General features: G+C 60.4%; 26 protein-coding genes. 22 read left to right on the top strand and 4 right to left on the bottom strand.

All coding sequences use genetic code 11. From position 1 onward, the window contains the following. Positions 1 to 4: 4 nt before the first annotated feature. The 9 genes from F8N85_RS14815 to F8N85_RS14775 all read left to right on the top strand — a co-directional run bounded on the left by F8N85_RS14815 (position 5) and on the right by F8N85_RS14775 (position 8601). Positions 5 to 793, top strand: a complete 789-nt coding sequence (locus F8N85_RS14815; protein ID WP_150804311.1) for a protein phosphatase CheZ — start codon at positions 5 to 7, stop codon at positions 791 to 793. A gap of 27 nt (positions 794 to 820) precedes the next feature. Beyond that, on the top strand, positions 821 to 3037 hold the full coding sequence (locus F8N85_RS14810) for a chemotaxis protein CheA (protein ID WP_150804310.1): 2217 nt from the start codon (positions 821 to 823) through the stop codon (positions 3035 to 3037). A 49-nt stretch (positions 3038 to 3086) separates the two neighbouring features. Continuing rightward, a complete protein-coding gene (locus tag F8N85_RS14805) occupies positions 3087 to 4217 on the top strand; it encodes a protein-glutamate methylesterase/protein-glutamine glutaminase (RefSeq protein ID WP_150804309.1) in 1131 nt (376 codons plus the stop codon). Then, a complete protein-coding gene (locus F8N85_RS14800) occupies positions 4217 to 4957 on the top strand; it encodes a flagellar motor protein (RefSeq protein WP_150804308.1) in 741 nt (246 codons plus the stop codon). Before F8N85_RS14805 ends, F8N85_RS14800 begins: the two co-directional genes overlap by 1 nt. 15 nt (positions 4958 to 4972) lie before the next feature. Continuing rightward, positions 4973 to 5860 carry a flagellar motor protein MotD gene (gene motD, locus F8N85_RS14795; RefSeq protein WP_150804307.1) on the top strand — a complete coding sequence of 296 codons (888 nt, stop codon included), beginning with the start codon at positions 4973 to 4975 and terminating at the stop codon, positions 5858 to 5860. A gap of 50 nt (positions 5861 to 5910) precedes the next feature. After that, a complete protein-coding gene (locus F8N85_RS14790) occupies positions 5911 to 6699 on the top strand; it encodes a ParA family protein (RefSeq protein WP_150804306.1) in 789 nt (262 codons plus the stop codon). 57 nt (positions 6700 to 6756) lie between these two features. After that, positions 6757 to 7635, top strand: coding sequence for a CheW domain-containing protein (locus tag F8N85_RS14785; RefSeq protein ID WP_150804305.1), 879 nt, complete (start codon positions 6757 to 6759; stop codon positions 7633 to 7635). Between the two features lie 78 nt (positions 7636 to 7713). Continuing rightward, a complete protein-coding gene (locus F8N85_RS14780; RefSeq protein WP_150804304.1) occupies positions 7714 to 8196 on the top strand; it encodes a chemotaxis protein CheW in 483 nt (160 codons plus the stop codon). Next, the gene (locus F8N85_RS14775; protein ID WP_150804303.1) at positions 8197 to 8601 is read left to right on the top strand and encodes a DUF2802 domain-containing protein; all 405 of its coding nucleotides are present in this window, start codon (positions 8197 to 8199) and stop codon (positions 8599 to 8601) included. A gap of 294 nt (positions 8602 to 8895) precedes the next feature. On the opposite strand, the gene F8N85_RS14765 is transcribed toward F8N85_RS14775, so the two are convergent. Both F8N85_RS14765 and F8N85_RS14760 read right to left on the bottom strand, forming a co-directional pair. Continuing rightward, positions 8896 to 9225 carry an EscU/YscU/HrcU family type III secretion system export apparatus switch protein gene (locus F8N85_RS14765; protein ID WP_150804302.1) on the bottom strand — a complete coding sequence of 110 codons (330 nt, stop codon included), beginning with the start codon at positions 9223 to 9225 and terminating at the stop codon, positions 8896 to 8898. After that, on the bottom strand, positions 9222 to 10793 hold the full coding sequence (locus tag F8N85_RS14760) for a flagellar hook-length control protein FliK (RefSeq protein ID WP_150804301.1): 1572 nt from the start codon (positions 10791 to 10793) through the stop codon (positions 9222 to 9224). The genes F8N85_RS14765 and F8N85_RS14760 overlap by 4 nt, the downstream gene beginning before the upstream one ends. Before the next feature lie 249 nt (positions 10794 to 11042). On the opposite strand from F8N85_RS14760, the gene ccmA reads away from it, so the two are divergent. The 13 genes from ccmA (at position 11043) to F8N85_RS14695 (ending at position 19855) form a co-directional block, all read left to right on the top strand. Further along, complete coding sequence (ccmA, locus tag F8N85_RS14755) at positions 11043 to 11636, top strand: cytochrome c biogenesis heme-transporting ATPase CcmA (protein WP_412072492.1); 594 nt, start codon at positions 11043 to 11045, stop codon at positions 11634 to 11636. After that, complete coding sequence (ccmB, locus tag F8N85_RS14750; protein ID WP_150804299.1) at positions 11633 to 12301, top strand: heme exporter protein CcmB; 669 nt, start codon at positions 11633 to 11635, stop codon at positions 12299 to 12301. Before ccmA ends, ccmB begins: the two co-directional genes overlap by 4 nt. A 95-nt stretch (positions 12302 to 12396) precedes the next feature. After that, complete coding sequence (locus F8N85_RS14745) at positions 12397 to 13152, top strand: heme ABC transporter permease (protein ID WP_150804298.1); 756 nt, start codon at positions 12397 to 12399, stop codon at positions 13150 to 13152. Beyond that, positions 13149 to 13325, top strand: coding sequence for a heme exporter protein CcmD (ccmD, locus tag F8N85_RS14740; RefSeq protein WP_150804297.1), 177 nt, complete (start codon positions 13149 to 13151; stop codon positions 13323 to 13325). The genes F8N85_RS14745 and ccmD overlap by 4 nt, the downstream gene beginning before the upstream one ends. After that, positions 13322 to 13777 (top strand): cytochrome c maturation protein CcmE, encoded by a 456-nt coding sequence (gene ccmE / locus F8N85_RS14735; protein ID WP_150804296.1) that lies wholly within the window; start codon positions 13322 to 13324, stop codon positions 13775 to 13777. The genes ccmD and ccmE overlap by 4 nt, the downstream gene beginning before the upstream one ends. Before the next feature lie 3 nt (positions 13778 to 13780). Continuing rightward, positions 13781 to 15769 carry a heme lyase CcmF/NrfE family subunit gene (locus F8N85_RS14730; RefSeq protein WP_150804295.1) on the top strand — a complete coding sequence of 663 codons (1989 nt, stop codon included), beginning with the start codon at positions 13781 to 13783 and terminating at the stop codon, positions 15767 to 15769. After that, entirely contained in the window at positions 15766 to 16302 is a 537-nt protein-coding gene (locus F8N85_RS14725; protein ID WP_150804294.1) for a DsbE family thiol:disulfide interchange protein, read from the top strand. The genes F8N85_RS14730 and F8N85_RS14725 overlap by 4 nt, the downstream gene beginning before the upstream one ends. Then, on the top strand, positions 16299 to 16769 hold the full coding sequence (locus tag F8N85_RS14720; RefSeq protein WP_150804293.1) for a cytochrome c-type biogenesis protein: 471 nt from the start codon (positions 16299 to 16301) through the stop codon (positions 16767 to 16769). The genes F8N85_RS14725 and F8N85_RS14720 overlap by 4 nt, the downstream gene beginning before the upstream one ends. After that, positions 16766 to 17974 (top strand): c-type cytochrome biogenesis protein CcmI, encoded by a 1209-nt coding sequence (gene ccmI, locus F8N85_RS14715; RefSeq protein ID WP_150804292.1) that lies wholly within the window; start codon positions 16766 to 16768, stop codon positions 17972 to 17974. Before F8N85_RS14720 ends, ccmI begins: the two co-directional genes overlap by 4 nt. 14 nt (positions 17975 to 17988) lie before the next feature. Beyond that, entirely contained in the window at positions 17989 to 18396 is a 408-nt protein-coding gene (locus tag F8N85_RS14710; protein ID WP_150804291.1) for a hypothetical protein, read from the top strand. Between the two features lie 306 nt (positions 18397 to 18702). Then, the gene (locus F8N85_RS14705) at positions 18703 to 18885 is read left to right on the top strand and encodes a type II toxin-antitoxin system HicA family toxin (RefSeq protein ID WP_150804290.1); all 183 of its coding nucleotides are present in this window, start codon (positions 18703 to 18705) and stop codon (positions 18883 to 18885) included. 29 nt (positions 18886 to 18914) lie between these two features. Further along, positions 18915 to 19319: a type II toxin-antitoxin system HicB family antitoxin gene (locus tag F8N85_RS14700; protein ID WP_150804289.1), complete on the top strand. Its 405-nt coding sequence runs from the start codon at positions 18915 to 18917 to the stop codon at positions 19317 to 19319. Positions 19320 to 19453: 134 nt separating this feature from the next. Further along, positions 19454 to 19855, top strand: a complete 402-nt coding sequence (locus F8N85_RS14695; protein WP_150804288.1) for a RidA family protein — start codon at positions 19454 to 19456, stop codon at positions 19853 to 19855. Positions 19856 to 20023: 168 nt separating this feature from the next. Here the strand turns inward: F8N85_RS14695 and F8N85_RS14690 are convergent, their stop codons facing one another. Then, positions 20024 to 21022, bottom strand: coding sequence for a sulfate ABC transporter substrate-binding protein (locus F8N85_RS14690; protein WP_150804287.1), 999 nt, complete (start codon positions 21020 to 21022; stop codon positions 20024 to 20026). An 88-nt stretch (positions 21023 to 21110) separates the two neighbouring features. After that, positions 21111 to 21935, bottom strand: a complete 825-nt coding sequence (locus F8N85_RS14685) for an ion transporter (RefSeq protein WP_150804286.1) — start codon at positions 21933 to 21935, stop codon at positions 21111 to 21113. Positions 21936 to 21950 lie beyond the last annotated feature (15 nt).

The raw sequence follows: 21950 nt of genomic DNA, 5'->3' as shown, positions 1-21950 counted from the left end.
AGCTATGGAGCATTACGAAACTTCACAGGCCGATTTTGAATCGACTCTGAAAAAACACGCCCGCGAACTGGTCGACAGCCTTGAAAAAGGCCAATTCGGCGACGCGGTGCAATTGATCCATGAGCTCAACCAGACCCGTGATCGCGGCCTGTACCAGGAAGTCGGCAAGCTCACCCGCGAACTGCATAGTGCGATCGTCAATTTTCAGATTGACCCGAACATGCCGCAAGCCAAGGAAGTGTCCCAGATCACGGATGCCACTGAGCGTTTGTCTTATGTTGTCAGGCTGACCGAGGCTGCAGCCAACCGCACCATGGATCTGGTCGAGAACAGTACGCCGCTGGTCAATGGCCTGAGCAATGACGCCCAGGCCTTGAGTGCCGACTGGGGCCGTTTCATGCGCCGCGAAGTCGGTGCCGAAGAGTTTCGCGAACTGGCCCGGCGGGTCGACGGTTTCCTGACGCGCAGCGAGCAACAGAATCGTATCGTCTCGGGCAACCTCAACGACATCCTGCTGGCGCAGGATTACCAGGACCTTACCGGTCAGGTAATCAAGCGCGTGACCCAGTTGGTCACGGAAGTCGAAAGCAATCTGCTCAAACTGGTGCTGATGGCCAGTCAGGTCGACCGTTTTGCCGGCATTGAACATGACCGTGAAGCGATCCTCGCGGAAAAAGATCCAGAAAAACATCTGTCTCAGGGTGAAGGTCCGCAGATTCATGCCGATAAACGTGAAGACGTTGTGTCCGGTCAGGACGATGTAGACGATTTGCTTTCCAGCCTTGGATTTTAGGCCGACCTAGTAGGAGCACCCATACACATGAGCTTCGGCGCCGATGAAGAGATCCTTCAGGATTTCCTGGTTGAGGCCGGCGAGATTCTTGAGCAACTGTCCGAACAGCTGGTCGAGCTTGAGAGCCGACCCGATGATGCGGATTTGCTCAATGCAATCTTTCGCGGTTTTCACACTGTAAAAGGGGGCGCCGGCTTCCTCCAGCTCCATGAGCTGGTGGAGTGCTGTCACATCGCCGAGAACGTCTTCGACATCCTGCGCAAGGGTGAGCGACGGGTCGACTCGGAATTGATGGACGTGGTTCTGGAAGCGCTGGATGCGGTGAACGGGATGTTCACTGAAGTCCGTGAACGCACCCCGGTTACTGCTGCAACACCCGAGTTGTTGGCGGCTCTGGCGCGTCTTGCCGAGCCTTCCACTGCCGAGGCAGCACCGGCGGTTGAAGTCAGTGCCGAACCCGTTGCCGAGAGCGATTCGGGCGACGTCACGGATAACGAATTCGAACTGCTGCTCGACTCGCTCAATGCGGTGAAGTCCCAGGCCGAGGCACCTGCAGCGGCACCCGTAGCGGCTGGCAGCGATGAAATCACCGACGCCGAGTTCGAGTCGTTGCTCGATCAGTTGCACGGCAAGGGCCAGTTCGCGGTCGACGCACTCGCCGAACCGGCCGAGCCTGCAGCCCCAACAGTCGCGGCGGCCAGCAACGAAATTACCGACGACGAATTCGAAGCGCTGCTCGACCAGTTGCACGGCAAAGGCACCTTCGCGGTCGAGGCCCTGGAATCGGCTATCGCTGCGGTACCGGCTCCGGCCGCGCCGAGCGCGTTAGCGGCGGGCAGTGATCTGATTTCCGATCATGAGTTCGAATCGCTGCTCGACGAATTGCACGGCAAAGGCAAGTTCACTGAAGTCGGTGCAGGTTCTGCCTCTCCCGCTGCAGTGGCCGCGCCGGTCGTCAAGCCGGTGGCCAAGCCTGTTGCCAAAGCACCTGAACCTGCAGCACCAAAGCCTGTCGCGGCGGCTGCACCTGCCCGGGCACCGGCTTCGCCACCCGCGGAAAAACCGGCCAGCGAAGCCGAGACCACTGTGCGGGTCGATACCGCGCGGCTGGACGAGATCATGAACATGGTCGGCGAACTGGTACTGGTGCGTAACCGCCTGGTGCGCCTGGGTCTCAACAGCGGCGATGAAGCCATGTCCAAAGCCGTGTCGAACCTCGACGTGGTGACGGCCGATCTGCAGACCGCGGTGATGAAAACCCGCATGCAGCCGATCAAAAAAGTCTTCGGCCGCTTCCCGCGCCTGGTCCGCGACCTGGCGCGTCAGCTGAAGAAAGAGATCGCCCTGGAGCTGGTGGGTGAAGAAACCGACCTCGACAAGAACCTCGTCGAGGCCCTGGCCGACCCGCTGGTCCACTTGGTGCGCAACGCGGTCGACCACGGTTGCGAATCGCCGGAAGAGCGCGAAGCCTCGGGCAAGCCCCGTTGCGGCAAGGTGATTCTGGCGGCGGAGCAGGAAGGCGACCACATCCTGTTGTCGATTTCCGATGACGGCAAGGGCATGGACGCGAATGTCCTGCGCGCCATCGCGGTGAAACGCGGGGTGATGGACAAGGATGCCGCCGATCGTCTGAGCGACACCGAGTGCTACAACCTGATTTTTGCCCCGGGCTTCTCGACCAAGACCGAGATTTCCGACGTGTCTGGTCGTGGCGTGGGCATGGACGTGGTGAAAACCAAGATTTCCCAGCTCAACGGTTCGATCAACATCTACTCGACCAAGGGCCAGGGCTCGAAGATCGTCATCAAGGTGCCGTTGACCCTGGCGATCATGCCGACGCTGATGGTCATGCTCGGCAATCAGGCCTTCGCCTTCCCGCTGGTCAACGTCAACGAGATCTTCCATCTCGACCTGTCGCGTACCAACGTGGTCGACGGCCAGGAAGTGGTGATTGTGCGCGACAAGGCGCTGCCACTGTTTTACCTCAAGCGCTGGCTGGTCGCTTCCGCCGCTCATGAAGAGCAGCGTGAAGGCCATGTGGTGATCCTTTCGGTGGGCACCCAGCGGATCGGCTTTGTCGTCGATCAACTGGTCGGCCAGGAAGAAGTGGTCATCAAGCCATTGGGCAAAATGCTCCAGGGAACCCCGGGCATGTCCGGCGCCACCATTACCGGTGACGGCCGCATCGCCTTGATTCTCGATGTCCCGAGCATGCTCAAGCGTTACGCCACGCGGCGTTTTTGATTCTGCTGGTGCGGGGCGGTCTTGCCCCGCCCTGCCTAACGGAGTGTTTATGGTAGTCAAGGTCCTGGTGGTGGATGATTCGGGTTTTTTCCGCCGCCGCGTCTCGGAAATTCTTTCAGCGGATCCGAATATCCAGGTCGTCGGTACGGCGACTAACGGTAAAGAGGCGATCGATCAGGCCCTGGCCCTCAAGCCGGACGTGATCACCATGGACTACGAGATGCCGATGATGGATGGCATCACGGCCGTGCGGCACATCATGCAGCGCTGCCCGACCCCGGTATTGATGTTCTCCTCGCTGACCCATGAAGGCGCCCGGGTCACCCTCGATGCGCTGGATGCCGGTGCGGTGGACTTCCTGCCGAAGAATTTCGAAGACATCTCGCGCAATCCCGAGAAGGTCAAGCAACTGCTGTGCGAGAAGGTTCTCAGCCTTTCGCGCAGCAATCGGCGTTTGAATGCCTACAGCAGCGCTGCGGTCCCGCAACCCGTCGCTACACCGGCTCCGTCACCCGCGATCAGCAGTCTGGGCAGCAGTGTGCCGGCACGTCCGGCTCCCACGCCGATGCCTGCTCGCATGCCAGCGGCCAGCCCGAGCTCGCCGGCACCGAAACGCAAAGCCTACAAGCTGGTGGCGATTGGTACGTCCACCGGCGGTCCGGTCGCGTTGCAGCGGGTGCTGACTCAATTACCGGCAAACTTCCCGGCGCCGATCGTGCTGGTCCAGCACATGCCGGCGGCCTTCACCAAGGCCTTCGCCGAACGTCTGGACAAGCTGTGCCGGATCAGCGTCAAGGAAGCCGAGGACGGTGACATTCTGCGTCCGGGCCTGGCGTTGCTGGCTCCCGGTGGCAAACAGATGATGATCGACGGGCGTGGCGCGGTGAAAATCCTCCCGGGCGACGAACGCCTGAACTACAAACCGTGCGTGGACATCACCTTCGGTTCGGCGGCCAAATCCTACGGTGACAAAGTTCTGGCGGTGGTGCTCACCGGCATGGGTGCCGACGGTCGCGAAGGCGCGCGTCTGCTCAAGCAGGGCGGCAGCGCGATCTGGGCTCAGGACGAAGCCAGTTGCGTGATCTACGGCATGCCGATGGCGATCGTCAAGGCTGACCTCGCGGACGCCGTGTACAGCCTGGACGAGATTGGCAAGCATCTGGTCGAGGCCTGTCTCTGATGGATGTACTAAGCCTCATCGGGATCATTCTGGCGTTTGTCGCGATCATTGGCGGCAACTACCTGGAAGGCGGTCATCTTGGTGCGCTGGCCAACGGCCCGGCGGCCTTGATCGTGATTGGCGGGACCATCGGCGCGGCGTTGTTGCAGGCGCCGATGAGCGCCTTCAAGCGTTCGATGCAGATCCTGGTGTGGATCATCTTTCCCCCACGGATCGATCTGGCCGGGGGCGTCGATCGGGTGGTCAACTGGAGCCTGACGGCGCGCAAGGAAGGTTTGCTAGGGCTGGAAGGGGTGGCCGATGCCGAACCCGACAACTACTCGCGAAAAGGCCTGCAGTTGCTGGTCGACGGTGCCGAGCCGGAAGCGATTCGCAGCATTCTCGAGGTGGATTTCTACACCCAGGAAAGCCGCGATATCGAAGCCGCCAAAGTCTTTGAAAGCATGGGCGGCTATGCGCCGACTATCGGCATCATCGGCGCGGTCATGGGCTTGATCCATGTCATGGGCAACCTGGCCGACCCTTCGCAACTGGGCAGCGGGATCGCCGTGGCCTTCGTCGCGACTATCTACGGTGTTGCCAGCGCCAACCTGCTGCTGTTGCCGATTGCCAGTAAGCTCAAGTCGATAGCCATGCGCCAGTCGCGTTATCGCGAAATGTTGCTTGAAGGAATCCTGTCGATTGCCGAAGGGGAGAATCCTCGTTCCATTGAGTTGAAGCTTCAGGGCTTCATGGACTGATGGGGGTAATGGATTATGGCTCGTCGTCGCCAACCTGAAGAACACATCAACCACGAACGCTGGCTGGTGTCCTACGCGGACTTCATTACCCTGCTGTTCGCCTTCTTTGTCGTCATGTATTCGATTTCGTCGGTCAACGAAGGCAAGTACAAGGTGATTTCCGAGGCGTTGATTGGCGTGTTCACCGACTCGGACCGGGCCCTCAAGCCGATTCCGATAGGCGACGAGCGAGCAAAGACGGTCACCCCGGCGCAACCCCTGGTCAAGGACAGCGAGCAAACCGATGCCGGCATTGCCGAGGCGAGCAATGACCCGCTGAAGTCGATTGCCGATGACATCAGCGCGGCGTTCGGCGACCTGCTCAGCTCCAAGCAGATGACCATCCGTGGCAACGAGCTGTGGGTGGAGATCGAACTCAATTCCAGCCTGCTGTTCGGCAGCGGCGACGCGATGCCCAGCGATATCGCATTCAATATCATCGATAAGGTCGCGGTCATTCTCAAACCCTTTGAAAACCCGATTCACGTCGAAGGCTTTACCGATGACCAGCCGATCCGCACCTCCCAATACCCGACCAACTGGGAGCTGTCTTCGGCTCGCTCGGCCAGCATCGTGCGCATGCTGGCCATGCAGGGGGTGAACCCCGGCCGTCTGGCCTCAGTGGGTTACGGCGAGTTTCAGCCAGTGGCCAACAATGCCACTGCCGAAGGTCGTGCGCGCAATCGGCGGGTGGTGCTGGTGGTGTCGCGCAATCTCGACGTACGCCGCAGCCTGACCGCTACCGGGGCGGCGAATGCCACGCCGGATGCCGCGTTGAAGCGTGCTGGCACACAAACTGCACCGACGCCTGTAAAGTCGCTGGGGCGTGGGAGTGCCGTCAATTCTCCGTCACCGGCTCTATAACGTAGCGCCATTTCTCGGTTGAGCCTGTTCGACCGGGAGGAACAATCCGAATGAGAGTCTGGGCAGTCGCCAATCAAAAAGGTGGTGTTGGTAAAACCACCAGTTCCATCGCTTTAGCCGGTTTGCTGGCCGAGGCGGGCAAGCGCGTGGTCGTGGTCGATCTCGACCCCCACGGCTCCATGACCAGCTACTTCGGCTACGACCCCGACACCCTTGAACACAGCTGCTACGACCTGTTCCTGCACAAGGGCAGTGTGCCGGCGGGGTTGCCCGGCCAGTTGCTGCTTTCGACCAGTGACGAACGCATTTCCCTGCTGCCTTCGAGCACCGCGCTGGCTACCCTCGAGCGTCAGTCGCCGGGCCAGAGCGGCCTGGGCCTGGTGATCGCCAAGAGCCTCGCGCAGTTGTGGCAGGATTTCGATTACGCGCTGATCGACAGCCCGCCGTTGCTCGGCGTGCTGATGGTCAATGCCTTGGCGGCCAGCCAGCAGTTGGTGATCCCGGTACAGACCGAGCACCTGGCGGTGAAAGGCCTGGAGCGCATGGTCAACACCCTGGCAATGATCAATCGTTCGCGCAAGCAGGCGTTGCCCTTCAGCATCGTGCCAACCCTGTTCGACCGCCGGACCCAAGCGTCTCTCGGCACCTTGCGGGTACTGCGTGACATGTACCCCGAGGACATCTGGCAAGGTTACATTCCGGTCGATACCCGGTTGCGCGATGCCAGCCGGGCCGGGCTGACGCCTTCGCAGTTCGACGGCAAGAGCCGTGGGGTTCTGGCCTATCGGTCATTGCTCAAGCACCTGCTGGCGCAACAACTTGTGCCGCAGGTGGCTTGAGATGAGGCTTCTTTCTACGGGACCGGGGTCGGACGCAGCTTTTGTAGGAGTGTTCCAATGAACCGGCCGGTAAAAATCACCTCTCGGCCGCAACTGGCGCTGCAGTCCTATCTGGATGCGTTGCTGCAGGACGCCACCGAAGAGCTCGAGCTGATAGTCGAACCGTTGCCCGAGCGGGTGACGGCGCACGACACGCTGGATGAGTTCCAGGCGGCGGTGCTTGAAGAGCAGGCTCGAGATGCGCGGCAGCAGAGCGTGGTTGTCCCGGTTGGTGCTGCCGTTGCGCCGCCGTCGGTCGCGGTGCCGGTGCTGGAAGCGCCCGCGCCGATGCTCACCGTCGTTGCTCCGCTGGCTCCGGTTGCGGCGCAGGTGCAAGCCTTGGTCTCGCCGGTGGTCGAAGTCCATTTGCCGCCGAGCAACACGCCGCCACCCGTGGAGAGCGACGGCCGGCCGTCCTGGGCTGCCGAGCCGTTCGAATGCCTGCTGTTCGATGTGGCCGGCCTGACCCTGGCAGTACCGTTGGTTTGCCTGGGTTCGATTTATTCCCTGGCCGGCCACGAACTAACGCCGCTGTTCGGCCAGCCGGAGTGGTTCCTCGGGATTCTGCCGAGCCAGGCCGGCAACCTGAAAGTGCTGGATACCGCGCGCTGGGTCATGCCGGATCGCTACCGCGATGATTTCCGTCAGGGCCTGCAATACGTGATCTCGGTTCAGGGCTATGAATGGGGGCTGGCGGTGCATCAGGTCAGCCGTTCCCTGCGCCTGGACCCGAACGAAATCAAATGGCGCAGCCATCGTGGTCAGCGTCCATGGCTGGCCGGTACGGTGATTGAGCACATGTGCGCGCTGCTGGATGTCTCTGAACTGGCCGAATTGATTGCCAGCGGCGGGGCGAAGCAGCTGCCCGTCAGCAAGCCGACGAACAAACCTGCATAACCAAACAACAGGCTGCACCTTGAGTGTGGCCAGACAGAACACACACCGTTTTAAACGGTTTTTTGAGGGGTCAGGGGTATGAATAAGTCGTCGTCTCTACAGAGTTCCGAAGATCCGATCCTGCAATGGGTGACCTTCAAGCTGGACAATGAAACCTACGGCATCAATGTGATGCGCGTTCAGGAAGTCTTGCGTTACACCGAGATCGCGCCAGTGCCGGGTGCGCCAGCCTATGTGCTGGGCATCATCAACCTGCGCGGCAACGTGGTCACCGTGATCGACACCCGTCAGCGCTTCGGCCTGATGAACGCCGAGATCAGCGACAACACCCGTATCGTGATCATCGAAGCCGACAAGCAAGTGGTCGGGATCATGGTCGACAGCGTGGCGGAAGTGGTTTACCTGCGTCAGTCGGAAATCGAAACCGCGCCTAACGTCGGTAACGAGGAATCGGCCAAGTTCATCCAGGGCGTGTGCAACAAGAACGGCGAACTGCTGATTCTGGTCGAGCTGGACAAGATGATGAGCGAAGAAGAATGGTCGGACCTGGAGCAAATCTGATTGATTCTTGAGGTGGCTGTGATTGTCCTGGGCGTCCTCTGGGTAACGACCCTGGGACTGTTCCTGGCCTACGCCATGCGGCAGCGGCAAGCCGCCATGGTCAAGGCCCAGGAGCAAGCCCAGGCCGATGCGCTGCGCGATCAACGCATCAAGGACCTGGGCAAGCGCGTCGACGATTACCAGAATGGCAACGTGCGGATGGGTGAAGCCCTGCATGAACTGCGGGCGGTGGTCGAGCCGTTGCCGGACAAACTGGCCCGACTGGAGCAGCGCGACCCGACCAGCCTCTCATTCGCCCAGGCCGCGCGCCTGGTGGGAATGGGCGCCAGCGTCGACGAACTGACCCAGTCCTGCGGATTGACCCAGGCCGAAGCCGAGTTGATGAGCAAGGTGCACAGAAACTAAAGGCATCGACGCGAGTCTGGCTGCGGGCGAACAACTGTGGCGAGGGGGCTTGCCCCCGTTCGGCTGCGCAGCAGTCGTAAAGCGGCTGATTCCATTTTTCTGGAAGAGCGCAATCGCAGGTTTCAGGGCTGCTCTGCAGCCCAGCGGGGGCAAGCCCCCTCGCCACAGGGTTCGCTGTGTTACTGATGCACCGTGTCATCGTTTTCGCGGGTAAGCTGATGCAACACATTACCCTGTGGGAGCGGCGATGCGACTTGCCCGCGATGGCGACGTTAGGGCCAACATCTCTCTCGCCTAGTAGTCTTCCCCCTGATCCGTCACATCCCGCTCCACCATAGGGGCATTCGGATCATGTCCTTCCGGAAACTTGCCTTTCAGGTTCCAGGCAAAGGCAATGATTTCGGCAATGGTCCGGTACAACTCTTCCGGAATACTGTCCCCCAGTTCCATCCGCGCCAGCAGCTTCACCAACTCGGCGTTTTCGTAGATCGGCACTTCGTAGTCGCGGGCGATTTTCAGGATGGCTTCGGCCAGTTCGTCGTCACCTTTGGCGGTGAGGGTCGGTGCGTGCTGGCCGTCGTATTTGAGGGCGATGGCCTGGCGGGGTGGGTTGGGGTTTTTCATGCGGTTTCATCGACCCAGCGTTGTTCGAGGCGGGTTTGTGCGCCTTGGGGGGGTGTGCCGAGGTGGCAGTCTAGATCACCGACGTTCAGGCCGGACGCTACGAGGCGCTCACGCAGCCCGCTCAAGTGGTTCTCGATCAGGCTCGCGGTATAGGGCCGCTCGGCCCACAGCTGGCCGGACAGCCGGCCTTGAACCAGTTGTGCCTGGATCTGCAGCGGCCCCAGCGGCTCCATGGCGAATGCCAGTTCGACTCGCCACAATAGTTGTTTGGATTCGCGTTCCGGGTGTTTTTCCTTCGGTGCTTTCTCGGGTATTTCCTCTCGCTGAAACTTGAGCTGCAGCGGCACGATGTCCTGCAGGTTGCGCATGGGGATTTCCAGCTGCCAGGTGCTTTGCAGGTTGCCCTCGGCGGTGAGGCCGGTCTGCTCCAGGCTCGACAGTTGATGGCTTTGCAGGCGCGACACCGCGGCGGCGGCCAGGCGCAGCAAGTGTTCCAGATCACCTTCGCCGTCCAGGCTTTGCAGCAAGCGCGAAGGCAGCGGGAAACCACCGGGGTGGGGTTTGGCGCTGACCTGGCCAAGGGTGCCGAGGGCGCTGCGGACAAAACTCGGCAACGCCTGGGCCAGGGTGTTGGCGGCAATGAGCGCGTTGAAGTGGGTGTTGGCCGGCAGGCCGGGGGCCATTTGCCCGATCAGGCGCAGCAGGTTGCCTTTGATGTCCGGGGTCAGCGCCGGGTTCTGTCCGGCGAGCAACTTCGCTTCCAGGAACAGGCCGCTGTTGGCCAGCGCCTGGGCCAGGCCTTTTGGCGTGCTCAACTGTTGGGCGTCGGGTAAACCGCTGAGCAACTTGTCGATGGCGGCGCGCACATCGGCAGATGTAGTGCTGGCTGAGGTCTGATTCTGCAAGGCGTTCAACAACCCTTCCAGCGAGCCCTGGCGGCTCTGTTGGCTGATCAGTTGTTGCGCCACAGCCAGCTGTTCCTGACGACCGCTCAGAGGCACGAAGCTCAGCTCTTGTGAGCCCTGGACGATGGCGCTAAGCAGGCTGGCGATGCGCAGCGGTTGCGGGCTGTCGATGCTCAAGGTGCTGCCGCTCAAGGCGGTATTGAGCAGGCTCACCAGCGAGCGATAAACCGCGGGTTGGCCTGCGGTCTGGGGCAGTAACTGAGTGGTCAGGACCTTGCCCTGGAGCAAACTGCCGACCGGCAGTCTCGAAGTATCCAGGCGGGTGAGGGTGGCGACGCTGGAGGCGATGGCTTGCTGCACGCTGATCGCCAGTTTTCCGGCCGACGGCTGGCTCACCGCCAGGTTCGTGCCTTCGGGCAGGGGCTGGTTACTGGTGGCCTGGACGGTGGTCTGGCGGCCGTTGTCGAGTGTCAGCTTGAGCAGCAACTGGAACGTCTGATCAGCCTGTTTCAGCGACAGCACTTCGGCCCTGGCGGTCTGTCCGGCGCCAATCAGGCCTTCCAGCGGTTGCAGCAGCTTGAGCAACTCGCCACTCACCGCGGTCGGGCGCGTGGCGCCGGGAGCTGGCTGCGGTAGCGGGAGGATGTTCATTTCGCCGGTCATCGGGTCACACCCTGTCGAAATTGCCCTCTTTGGATCAGGACATGACATGTATAATGCCGCCCCGTTATCAAGGGCGCGCTGAAAACATCGCAAATGTTTGACGCAGCTCTCTAGAACAGGCCGCCAATGCATTTACTCTGCATCACTTTAACGGCCGCTCTACCGCCGACTTGAACCGTAAAGGCCCGCGATCTCTTGACCAGCCCACTTCTAGAAGCCATAGCCCTCGCCTGTGAGCGAGACTGGCGGATGCTCTTCGAAAACCTCGAATTGCGTCTGGCGGGCGGTGACATGTTGCAGATCAGCGGCCCCAACGGCAGTGGCAAGACCAGCCTGCTGCGTTTGCTGGCCGGTCTCATGCAGCCGACCGCGGGCCAGGTCTTGCTCAACGGCCAGCCCTTGAAAGCGCAGCGTACCGATCAGGCGCATAACCTGTTGTGGATCGGCCACGCCGCCGGGATCAAGGATTTGCTGACACCTGAAGAAAACCTCAGCTGGCTCTGCGCCCTGCATCAGCCGGCCGGCCATGAGGCGATCTGGAAGGCGCTGGATTCGGTAGGTCTGCGCGGATTCGAGGATGTACCCTGTCACACCCTGTCCGCCGGTCAGCGACGCCGCGTGGCGCTGGCTCGGCTCTATCTGGACAGCCCGAAGCTGTGGATCCTCGACGAACCCTTCACCGCCCTCGACAAGCAAGGCGTGGCGCAGCTCGAAGAGCACCTGGCCGTTCACTGTGAGCAGGGTGGTATGGTGGTGTTAACCACTCACCATACCTTGAAGCGCATGCCTGCCAGTTATCGCGACATCGATTTGGGCTTATACCTTGGGGGCCAGGCCGAATGAGTGTTTTCGGACTACTGGTTGCCCGTGAGGCGCGGTTGTTGTTTCGGCGTCCGGCCGAGCTGGCCAATCCGCTGGTTTTCTTCTCAATAGTGGTTGCAATGTTTCCGTTGGCGGTCGGTCCGGAGACTCAATTGTTGCAAACCTTGTCTCCGGGACTGGTCTGGGTAGCGGCCTTATTGTCCGTCCTGCTCTCGCTGGACGGGCTCTTCCGCAGTGATTTCGAAGACGGATCGCTGGAGCAGTGGGTCCTTTCGTCGCACCCCCTGCCTCTTCTTGTTTTGGCCAAGGTACTGGCACACTGGGCGTTTTCCGGCCTGGCACTGGTTTTGCTCGCACCCTTGCTGGCCTTGATGCTCGGTTTACCGGCCGCTTGTCTGCCGGTGTTGCTGCTGTCGTTGCTGCTCGGTACACCGGTACTGAGTTTGCTCGGTGCGGTGGGCGCGGCGCTGACGGTGGGATTGAAACGTGGTGGCTTGTTGCTGGCACTGTTGATTCTGCCGTTGTACATCCCGGTACTGATTCTTGGCAGTGGCGCCTTGCAGGCGGCATTGCAGGGCATGCCGGCAACCGGTTACCTGCTCTGGCTTGGCAGCCTGACCGCCCTGGCGGTAACCCTGACACCTTTTGCAATAGCTGCTGGCCTGAAGATAAGCGTCGGCGAATAATAATGAGGTCTGGTCATTTTTTGATCACTTTTTATTGAAAAAAGGCAGACCCTGGCTTTTCGTGCTGACGAAAAGCAACCGTGATGGAAACAGCAATGAACTGGACTTGGTTTCATAAGCTCGGCTCGCCCAAGTGGTTTTATGGTATCAGCGGCAGAATGCTGCCCTGGCTAAGTGTGGCCGCGGTACTGCTGATCGGCATAGGCACGGTCTGGGGCCTGGCCTTCGCACCACCGGACTACCAGCAAGGCGACAGTTTTCGGATCATCTACATTCACGTCCCGGCCGCCATGCTGGCGCAGTCCTGCTACGTGATGCTGGCCGTGTGCGGCATTGTCGGGCTGGTGTGGAAGATGAAACTGGCCGACGTCGCTCTGCAATGCGCAGCGCCGATCGGCGCCTGGATGACCGTGGTGGCGCTGGTCACCGGGGCCATCTGGGGCAAACCGACCTGGGGCTCGTGGTGGGTCTGGGATGCACGACTAACGTCCATGCTTATTCTGCTGTTTCTGTACTTCGGTCTCATTGCCCTGGGCAACGCCATCAGTAATCGTGATAGCGCGGCCAAGGCCTGCGCGGTGTTGGCGATTGTCGGGGTGATCAACATTCCGATCATCAAATACTCTGTAGAGTGGTGGAACACACTGCATCAAGGTGTGACATTCAGCCTCACCGAGAAACCGGCGATGCCCGCCGAGATGTGGTTGCCGCTGCTGCTGACAGTACTGGGTTTCTACTGTTTCTTCGGCGTTGTGCTATTGCTGCGCATGCGCCTCGAAGTGCTCAAGCGTGAAGCCCGCAGCAGTTGGGTCAAGGCCCAGGTGCTGAACACACTGGAGGTCGCCCGATGAGTTTTACCTCAGTCGGCGATTTTCTCGCCATGGGCCATCACGGCCTGTATGTCTGGTCAGCCTATGGCATCTGCTTTGCAGTGCTGGCCCTCAACGTCGCGGCGCCGATCCTGGCCCGCAAGCGTTATCTGCAACAAGAGGCGCGTCGTCTGCGCCGGGAGAACGGTAAGTGAATCCGCTGCGTAAAAAGCGTCTAATGATTATTCTCGCGCTTCTGGTCGGAGTCGGCGCTGCTGTCGGCCTGGCCTTGAGCGCCTTGCAGCAGAACATCAATCTGTTCTACACCCCGACCCAGATCGCCAACGGCGAGGCACCGCAAGACACGCGCATCCGTGCCGGCGGCATGGTCGAGAAGGGGTCGCTGCAGCGCTCCGGGGATTCCCTGGACGTGCGATTCGTCGTCACCGACTTCAGCAAGTCCGTCACCATCACCTACCGCGGCATCCTCCCGGACCTGTTCCGTGAAGGGCAGGGCATCGTCGCCCTCGGCAAAATCAACGCTGATGGCGTGGTAGTGGCCGATGAAGTGCTGGCCAAACACGATGAAAAATACATGCCACCGGAAGTGACCAAGGCCCTGCAAGACAGTGGTCAATCGGCACCGACACCAGTCAAAGAGGGTTAACCGATGACGTCTGGAATCTTCATTCCCGAACTGGGCCACCTGGCGATGATACTGGCGCTGTGTTTTGCGCTGGTGCAAGCCGTGGTGCCGTTGCTCGGTGCCTGGCGCGGTGACCGGATGTGGATGGGCCTGGCCCAGCCTGCCGCATGGGGCCAATTTGCCTTTCTGACCTTCGCCTTCGGTTGCCTGACCTACGCCTTCATGACCGACGATTTTTCCGTCGACTATGTCGCCAGCAACTCCAACAGTGCGTTGCCCTGGTACTACAAGTTCAGCGCCGTATGGGGTGCCCACGAAGGTTCGTTGCTGCTCTGGGCGCTGATCCTCGGTGGCTGGACCTTCGCGGTATCGGTGTTCTCCCGGCAGTTGCCGCAAGTGATGCTGGCGCGGGTGCTGGCGGTGATGGGCATGATCAGCACCGGCTTCCTGCTGTTCCTGATCCTCACCTCCAACCCGTTCGCGCGCATCCTGCCGCAAATACCTACCGATGGTCGTGACCTCAACCCGCTGTTGCAAGATATCGGCCTGATCGTCCACCCACCGATGCTCTACATGGGTTATGTCGGTTTCTCCGTGGCCTTCGCTTTCGCCATCGCCGCATTGCTCGGCGGCCGACTGGATGCGGCCTGGGCGCGCTGGTCGCGGCCATGGACCATTGTTGCCTGGGCGTTCCTCGGCATCGGCATCACCCTCGGCTCCTGGTGGGCCTACTACGAACTCGGCTGGGGCGGCTGGTGGTTCTGGGACCCGGTGGAAAACGCTTCCTTCATGCCTTGGCTGGTGGGTACCGCGCTGATTCACTCGCTGGCCGTTACCGAAAAACGTGGCGTGTTCAAAAGCTGGACCGTGCTGCTGGCCATCGCCGCGTTCTCCTTGAGCCTGCTGGGAACCTTCCTGGTGCGTTCCGGTGTACTGACCTCGGTGCATGCCTTCGCCTCCGATCCGGAACGCGGGGTGTTCATCCTGATCTTCCTGCTGTTCGTGGTCGGCGGTTCGTTGACGCTGTTTGCCTTGCGTGCACCGGTGGTCAAGAGCCATGTCGGTTTCAACCTGTGGTCGCGCGAAACCCTGCTGCTGGGCAACAACCTGGTGTTGGTGGTTGCGGCCTCGATGATTCTGCTCGGCACCCTGTACCCGCTGATCCTCGATGCCATGACCGGCGCCAAGCTGTCGGTCGGCCCGCCGTACTTCAATGCGCTGTTCATCCCCTTGATGGCCTTGTTGATGGTGGTGATGGCGGTCGGCATGCTGGTGCGCTGGAAAGACACACCAGTCAAATGGCTGTTGAGCATGCTGACCCCGGTCTTGCTCGGCAGCGCGGCGCTGGCCGTGGTGGCCGGCATCGCCTATGGCGATTTCAACTGGGCGGTGCTGGCGACCTTCATGCTCGCCGCCTGGGTCTTGCTGGCGGGTGTGCGCGACATCTTCGACAAGACTCGGCACAAAGGCCTGATCAAAGGCCTGCCGACCCTGACCCGCAGCTATTGGGGCATGCAGGTGGCGCATCTGGGGATCGCTGTCTGCGCCCTGGGCGTGGTGCTTTCGAGCCAGAACAGCGCCGAGCGTGACCTGCGCCTGGCACCGGGCGAATCCATGGACCTGGGTGGTTACCAGTTTATCTTCGAAGGCGCCAAGCACTACGAAGGGCCGAACTTCACCTCGGACAAAGGCACTGTGCGGGTGATCCGCGACGGTAAGGAAATCAGCGTGTTGCACCCGGAAAAACGCCTCTACACCGTGCAGAATTCAGTGATGACCGAAGCCGGGATCGACGCCGGTTTCACCCGTGACCTGTATGTCGCCCTCGGCGAACCCCTGGGTGATGGCGCCTGGGCGGTGCGGGTGCACGTCAAACCGTTCGTGCGCTGGATCTGGTTCGGCGGCCTGCTCACCGGTCTTGGTGGTTTGCTGGCGGCATTGGACCGACGTTATCGGGTCAAAGTGAAAAGCCGCGTGCGCGAAGCTCTGGGCCTGTCGGGAGCCGCTGCATGAAGCGCTGGATAATGCTGCTGCCTCTGGCGGTGTTTCTGCTGGTGGCGGTGTTTCTCTACCGCGGGCTGTTCCTGAACCCGGCCGAACTGCCGTCGGCAATGATCGGTAAGCCGTTCCCGGCTTTCTCGCTGCCTACCGTGCAGGGTGACAAGCAGTTGACCCAGGCGGATCTGCTCGGCAAGCCGGCACTGGTCAACGTCTGGGCCACCTGGTGCATTTCCTGCCGGGTCGAACACCCGGTACTGAATAAACTGGCCGAGCAGGGTGTAGTGATCTATGGCGTCAACTACAAGGATGTCAATGCCGATGCGCAGAAGTGGCTCAAGGAATTCCATAATCCGTACCTGCTGGATATCCGTGACGAGGAGGGCTCCCTGGGCTTGAACCTTGGCGTTTACGGCGCCCCGGAAACCTTCTTCATCGACGCCAAAGGCATCATTCGCGACAAATTCGTCGGGGTGATCGACGAAGTGGTCTGGCGCGAAAAACTGGCCGGCAAGTATCAGGCACTGATCGATGAGGCCAAACCATGAAGCGCTGGTTAGCGGCGATCGTTTTCGGCCTGAGTATCGCCGGCATGGCTCACGCGGCGATCGACACCTACGAGTTCGCCAATGATGCCGATCGTGAGCGTTTTCGCGAGCTGACCAAAGAATTGCGCTGCCCCAAATGCCAGAACCAGGACATCGCTGATTCCAACGCGCCGATTGCCGCCGACTTGCGCAAAGAGATTTTCCGCATGCTTGGCGAGGGCAAGGACAATCAGCAGATCATCGACTTCATGGTCGACCGCTATGGCGACTTCGTGCGCTACAAACCGGCCCTGACTTCGAAAACCGCGGTGCTCTGGTTCGGTCCGGCCGGGCTGCTGCTGGGTGGGATAGTGATCATTGCGGTGATCATCCGCCGTCGTCGCGTACAGCGCACCGACACCCCGGACACGCTTTCCACCGAGGAGCGCAAGCGCCTCGATCAACTGTTGGATAAAGACCAAGAATGATTGATTTCTGGCTCGCTGCAGGTCTACTGCTATTGGTAGCCCTGAGTTTTCTGCTGATCCCGGTTTTACGCGGCCGTCGTGCCCAGCGTGAAGAGGATCGTACCGCGCTGAACGTGGCGCTTTACCAGGAACGCGTGGCTGAGTTGCAAACTCAGCAGGAAGAAGGCGTTCTCACTTCAGCGCAAATGGACGCCGGCCGCGCCGAAGCCGCCCGTGAACTGCTGGCCGACACCGAAGGCGCCGAGACCCCACGGGTTTCCCGTCTGGGCAAGCCGGCGCCGTTGCTCGCGGCCATTTTGGTGCCGGTGCTGGGCCTTGGCCTGTACCTGCATTATGGCGCCAGCGACAAGGTCGAACTGACCCGCGAATTCGCCCAGGCACCGCAATCGATGGAAGAGATGACCCGCCGTCTTGAGCGTGCCGTCGCCGCACAGCCGGATTCGGCTGAAGGCTTGTACTTCCTCGGTCGCACCTATATGGCTCAGGATCGCCCGGCGGACGCGGCGAAGATCTTCGAGCGCACCGTGGCCGTGGCCGGTCGTCAGCCGGAACTGCTCGGTCAGTGGGCTCAGGCGCAGTACTTTGCCGACAACAAAAAATGGTCGGACAAGGTTCAGGCCTTGACCGATGAAGCGCTGAAGGCCGACCCGAAAGAAGTCACCAGCCTCGGTCTGCTGGGCATCGCCGCCTTCGAAGGCGAGCGCTACCAGGAGGCGATCGAGTACTGGAATCGCCTCCTGGCGCAACTGCCGCCAGAGGACAGCTCCCGCGCCGCGCTGCAAGGCGGCATCACCCGGGCCAGCGAGAAACTGCAGGAGAGCGGCGGCAAAGTCGCTCAAGCTCCGGCAGTCGTGGCGAAAACCGCAGCGCTGCTCAAGGTCCGCGTCGATCTGGCGGCGGACCTCAAAGCCAAGGTCCAACCGGGCGACAGCGTATTCATCTTCGCCCGCGCCACCTCCGGCCCACCCGCGCCCTTGGCCGCCAAGCGGCTGACCGTTGCGGATCTGCCGGCGACTGTCGAGCTGGGTGATGCCGACGCGATGATGCCGCAGTTGAAACTGTCGAACTTCCCTGAAGTCCAACTGGTTGCGCGCATCTCCCGCGCCGGTAAACCGACTGCCGGCGAATGGATCGGTCGCAGCCAGCCTCTGGCCAGCAGCACCACCGCGCAGCAGCAATTGACCATCGACAGCCCGGACAAATAACAGGGAAACCGCCTATGACCGCCATCGCTCGCATCACCCTGCTCAGTCTGGTTCTGGGTCTAAGCGCTTGCGCGGTCCAACGGCCGACGCCTGCGCCCATGCCGCCGATTCCACCGTCAGGGCCGAGCACTCAGCCGGTTCCACCCAAGGCGCCGAGCAAACCGACCACCACGCCGGCCAAACCGGCCAAGCCGCTGCCACGCACCTCCGCCAGCTTTGCCCCACCACCGGGCGGCAACAGCCACTGGGATGCCAAGCTGGGCGTCTACGTTCTCGACGACCAGACCGACACCTTCTACCGCCAGCGCACCTACTACCGCTGGAACAACGGCTGGAGCCGCTCCATCAGCCCGAACGGGCCTTGGGAAGAGACGGATATCCAAGGCGTGCCGTCGGGGCTGGGGCGTCAGTTCAGTCAGTAAACAAAAACGGCAGCCTCAGGGTTGCCGTTTTGTTTTGGGAGACGAGCATCGCACCTGTGGCGAGGGAGCAAGCTCGCGCTGGGCCGGGGACGCGCTCGTTCGCGCAGCGGCCCTAAAACCTGCAAGCCGGTTCTGTCAGACCCGCCTCATGTGCAGTCTTTACGACTGCTGCGCCCGAGCGCGAACCGGTCATTTCTGCTCACTCAACATCCTGTAAAACACCACAACGTCACGCTTCGATTTTTTATGCTTGAGTAAAAGTAACTCTGGAGTTATTTTTGTCGGGCCGAAGCAAGGAGGCTGGTGGTGCAGAGCAGGCTATTGATCAAGGAGCTGGAGGCTGCGGGGTGGATACTCGATCGGGTCACCGGCAGTCATCACATCTTCGTCCACCCTTACAGTCCGCACACACTACCCGTCCCCCATCCCAAGAAAGACTTGCCGATCGGGACGGTCAAAAGCATCAGGAAGCGTGCCGGGCTTATTTAGTACGACGGTAGTTTTGCAGGAGAACCGCAATGCAATATCCAATCTGTATCGAATGGGGCGACGAAAACACCGCCATCGGTATTCAGATCCCCGATATACCGGGCGCCGTGACCGCAGGCGATACATTCGAAGAGGCCTACAACGCGGCTGTCGAAATCGCCCATATCATGCTGCAAGAAATTGCCGCCGACGGGCAGGCGATTCCCATGCCGACTTCGGCTGCGGTCCACCGTGACAATCCAGACTTTGCGGACATGGGCTGGGGAATGCTGGAACTGGATATCGCTCCCTATCTCGGCAAAACCGAGAAGGTCAACGTGACGCTGCCAGGTTTCGTCATTCAACGTATCGATCGTTATGTGCGTGAGCACAACGTCAAAAGCCGCTCTTCGTTTCTAGCGGATGCGGCGATGGAGAAGCTGGTTCGACACTAGGCGCGATATTCAGGTAGCGGCTTTTTCTCGGTCCTCCTCAGTGTATTTCCGGATTTTTCAGCGGACTGTCTTCGAGTGGGACTACCGGTCGCCTTCGGATAGGGTATGTGATCAGCCCATTGCCAGGAGGCAACATGCAGAAGACTGCGATCAATCCACCCTCGGTTTTCAACTCGTTGCAGTACGGGTTCAGTCAGGCGGTAGAGGTGCATGGCGGTCGCCGGCTGCTCCTTTCCGGTCAGGTCGGCGTCGATGCCAATGAGTGCACGGTTGGGCCTGGTCTGTTCGAACAAAGCTGCACGGCTATCGATAACATCGAGAAGCTGTTGGCTGAGCGGGGAGGGGATTTAAGCCATGTGATCATGTTGCGAATCTACATCGCCCAATCGGCTCGCAATGAGCAGGATTCTATCGTCAAGGTGCTGCGTGAGCGTTTCCCGGACAATCCGCCACCATCTTCCTGGATCATTGTCAGTGGGTTGTCGCTGCCGGAGTGGTTGATCGAGATTGAAGCCGAAGCGGTGCTTGCTGAGTGATGGCCGGTTTGGAGCTATCGATCAGAATGTGCGTCGGCTGGTCCGGCCCCATCGCGAGCAGGCTCGCTCCCACAGGTATTGAGTTGTACCCGTGGGAGGGGCGGTGCGGCGATCCGACTTGCTCGCGAAAGCGGTTGAACAGTCGCTAAAGATCTCGACCTTCAGCGCTTACTGCCCGCTGTAGATCTGATCAAAAACCCCGCCATCATTGAAGTGGGTTTTTTGCACGGTGCGCCAGTCACCGAAGGTTTTCTCCACCGAGAGGAAGTCGACTTTCGGGAAGCGGTCGGTGTATTTGGCCAGCACCGCAGGGTCCCGTGGGCGCAGGTAGTTGGCGGCGGCGATTTCCTGGCCTTCCGGGGACCAGAGGTACTTCAGGTATTGTTCGGCCACGGCGCGGGTGCCTTTCTTGTCGACGACTTTGTCGACCACGCTCACTGGCGGCTCGGCTTCGGCGGAAACGCTTGGGTAGATCACTTCGAACTGCTCGCGACCGAATTCGCGGGCAATCATTTCGGCTTCGTTTTCGAAGGTCACCAGTACGTCGCCGATCTGGTTGGTCATGAAAGTGGTGGTGGCTGCGCGACCGCCAGTGTCGAGGACCGGGGCTTGCTTGAACAGCCTGCCGACGAATTCCTTGGCCTTGTTCTCGTCACCGCCGTTCTTCAGCACATAGCCCCAGGCCGAGAGGTAGGTATAGCGACCGTTCCCGGAGGTTTTCGGGTTTGGCACTATGACTTGCACGCCGTCCTTGAGCAGGTCCGGCCAATCTTTCAAGGCTTTCGGGTTGCCTTTGCGGACGATGAATACGGTAGCCGAGGTGAACGGTGCGCTGTTGTTCGGCAGGCGGGTGACCCAATTCTCCGGGACCAGTTTGCCGTTGTCGGCAAGGGCGTTGATGTCGGTGGCCATGTTCATGGTGATGACGTCGGCCGGCAGGCCGTCGATGACCGAGCGGGCTTGTTTGCTGGAGCCGCCGAAGGACATCTGCAGGGTGATGTTTTCGTTGTGCTCGGCTTGCCAGTGTTTCTGGAAGGCAGTGTTGTAGTCCTTATAGAAATCTCGCATCACATCGTAGGAAACGTTTAGCAGGGTCGGCGCGGCCTGAGCCAGGCTACCCAATGCCAGACCGGCGGCCAGAAGTGAGGCACTAAAGAGTTTTTTCACTGCGCAATCCTTGTGTTAGATGTGGGGCAATTTGCCAGCGACTATAGCCGGGCCTGCATAGCTCTTTAAAGATTAAAAAGTACTTTGCTTATTCTATTTTCTTGAAAAGCACATTGCCGCAACGGGAGCAGAATGCTGCGCCATGTTCGTGATGGTTTTTCTTGCACACCGGGCAGTCGTGCTGGAGCTGCTCGCCGCGCATGGCGTTGGCCAGTTCAGCGGTAAAGATCCCGGTGGGTACGGCGATGATCGAATAACCGGTGATCATCACCAGTGACGATATGACCTGGCCCAGCGGGGTCTTGGGCACGATATCGCCGAAACCGACGGTGGTCAGGGTGACGATCGCCCAGTAGATCCCCTTGGGAATGCTAGTGAAGCCGTGCTCCGGGCCTTCGACCACGTACATCAAGGTGCCGAACACCGTGACCAGCGTCGATACGCTGAGCAGGAATACGATGATTTTCTGTTTGCTGCCGCGCAAGGCCGACATCAAATAGTTGGCTTGCTTGAGGTACGGGCTGAGCTTGAGTACGCGGAAAATTCGCAGCATCCGAATGATACGGATGATCAGCAGGAATTGGGCGTCGGCGTAATACAGCGCAAGGATCCCCGGGACGATCGCCAGCAGGTCCACCAGCCCGTAGAAACTGAAGGCATAGCGCAACGGCTTGGGCGAGCAGTACAGACGCAGGCCGTACTCGATAACAAACACAACGGTAAAAGCCCACTCGATGTAGGCCAGAACGTTGGCGTAGTTCTGGTGAACGCTGTCGATGCTGTCGAGAATCACGATCACCAGACTGGCGAGAATGATCAGCAGCAAGATGCTGTCGAAGCGTCTACCGGCCACTGTGTCGCTCTGGAAAATCAGGACGTAAAGTCGTTCACGCCAATTGCTGCTGCTGTCCATGGATAACGCCTGAAC

Origin of the sequence: Pseudomonas fluorescens (assembly GCF_902497875.1) — a bacterium.
Classification (GTDB): Bacteria; Pseudomonadota; Gammaproteobacteria; order Pseudomonadales; family Pseudomonadaceae; genus Aquipseudomonas; species Aquipseudomonas fluorescens_BR.
The sequence above is the reverse complement of the archived record's forward strand: the minus strand, read 5'-3'. Positions and strand labels throughout refer to the sequence as shown.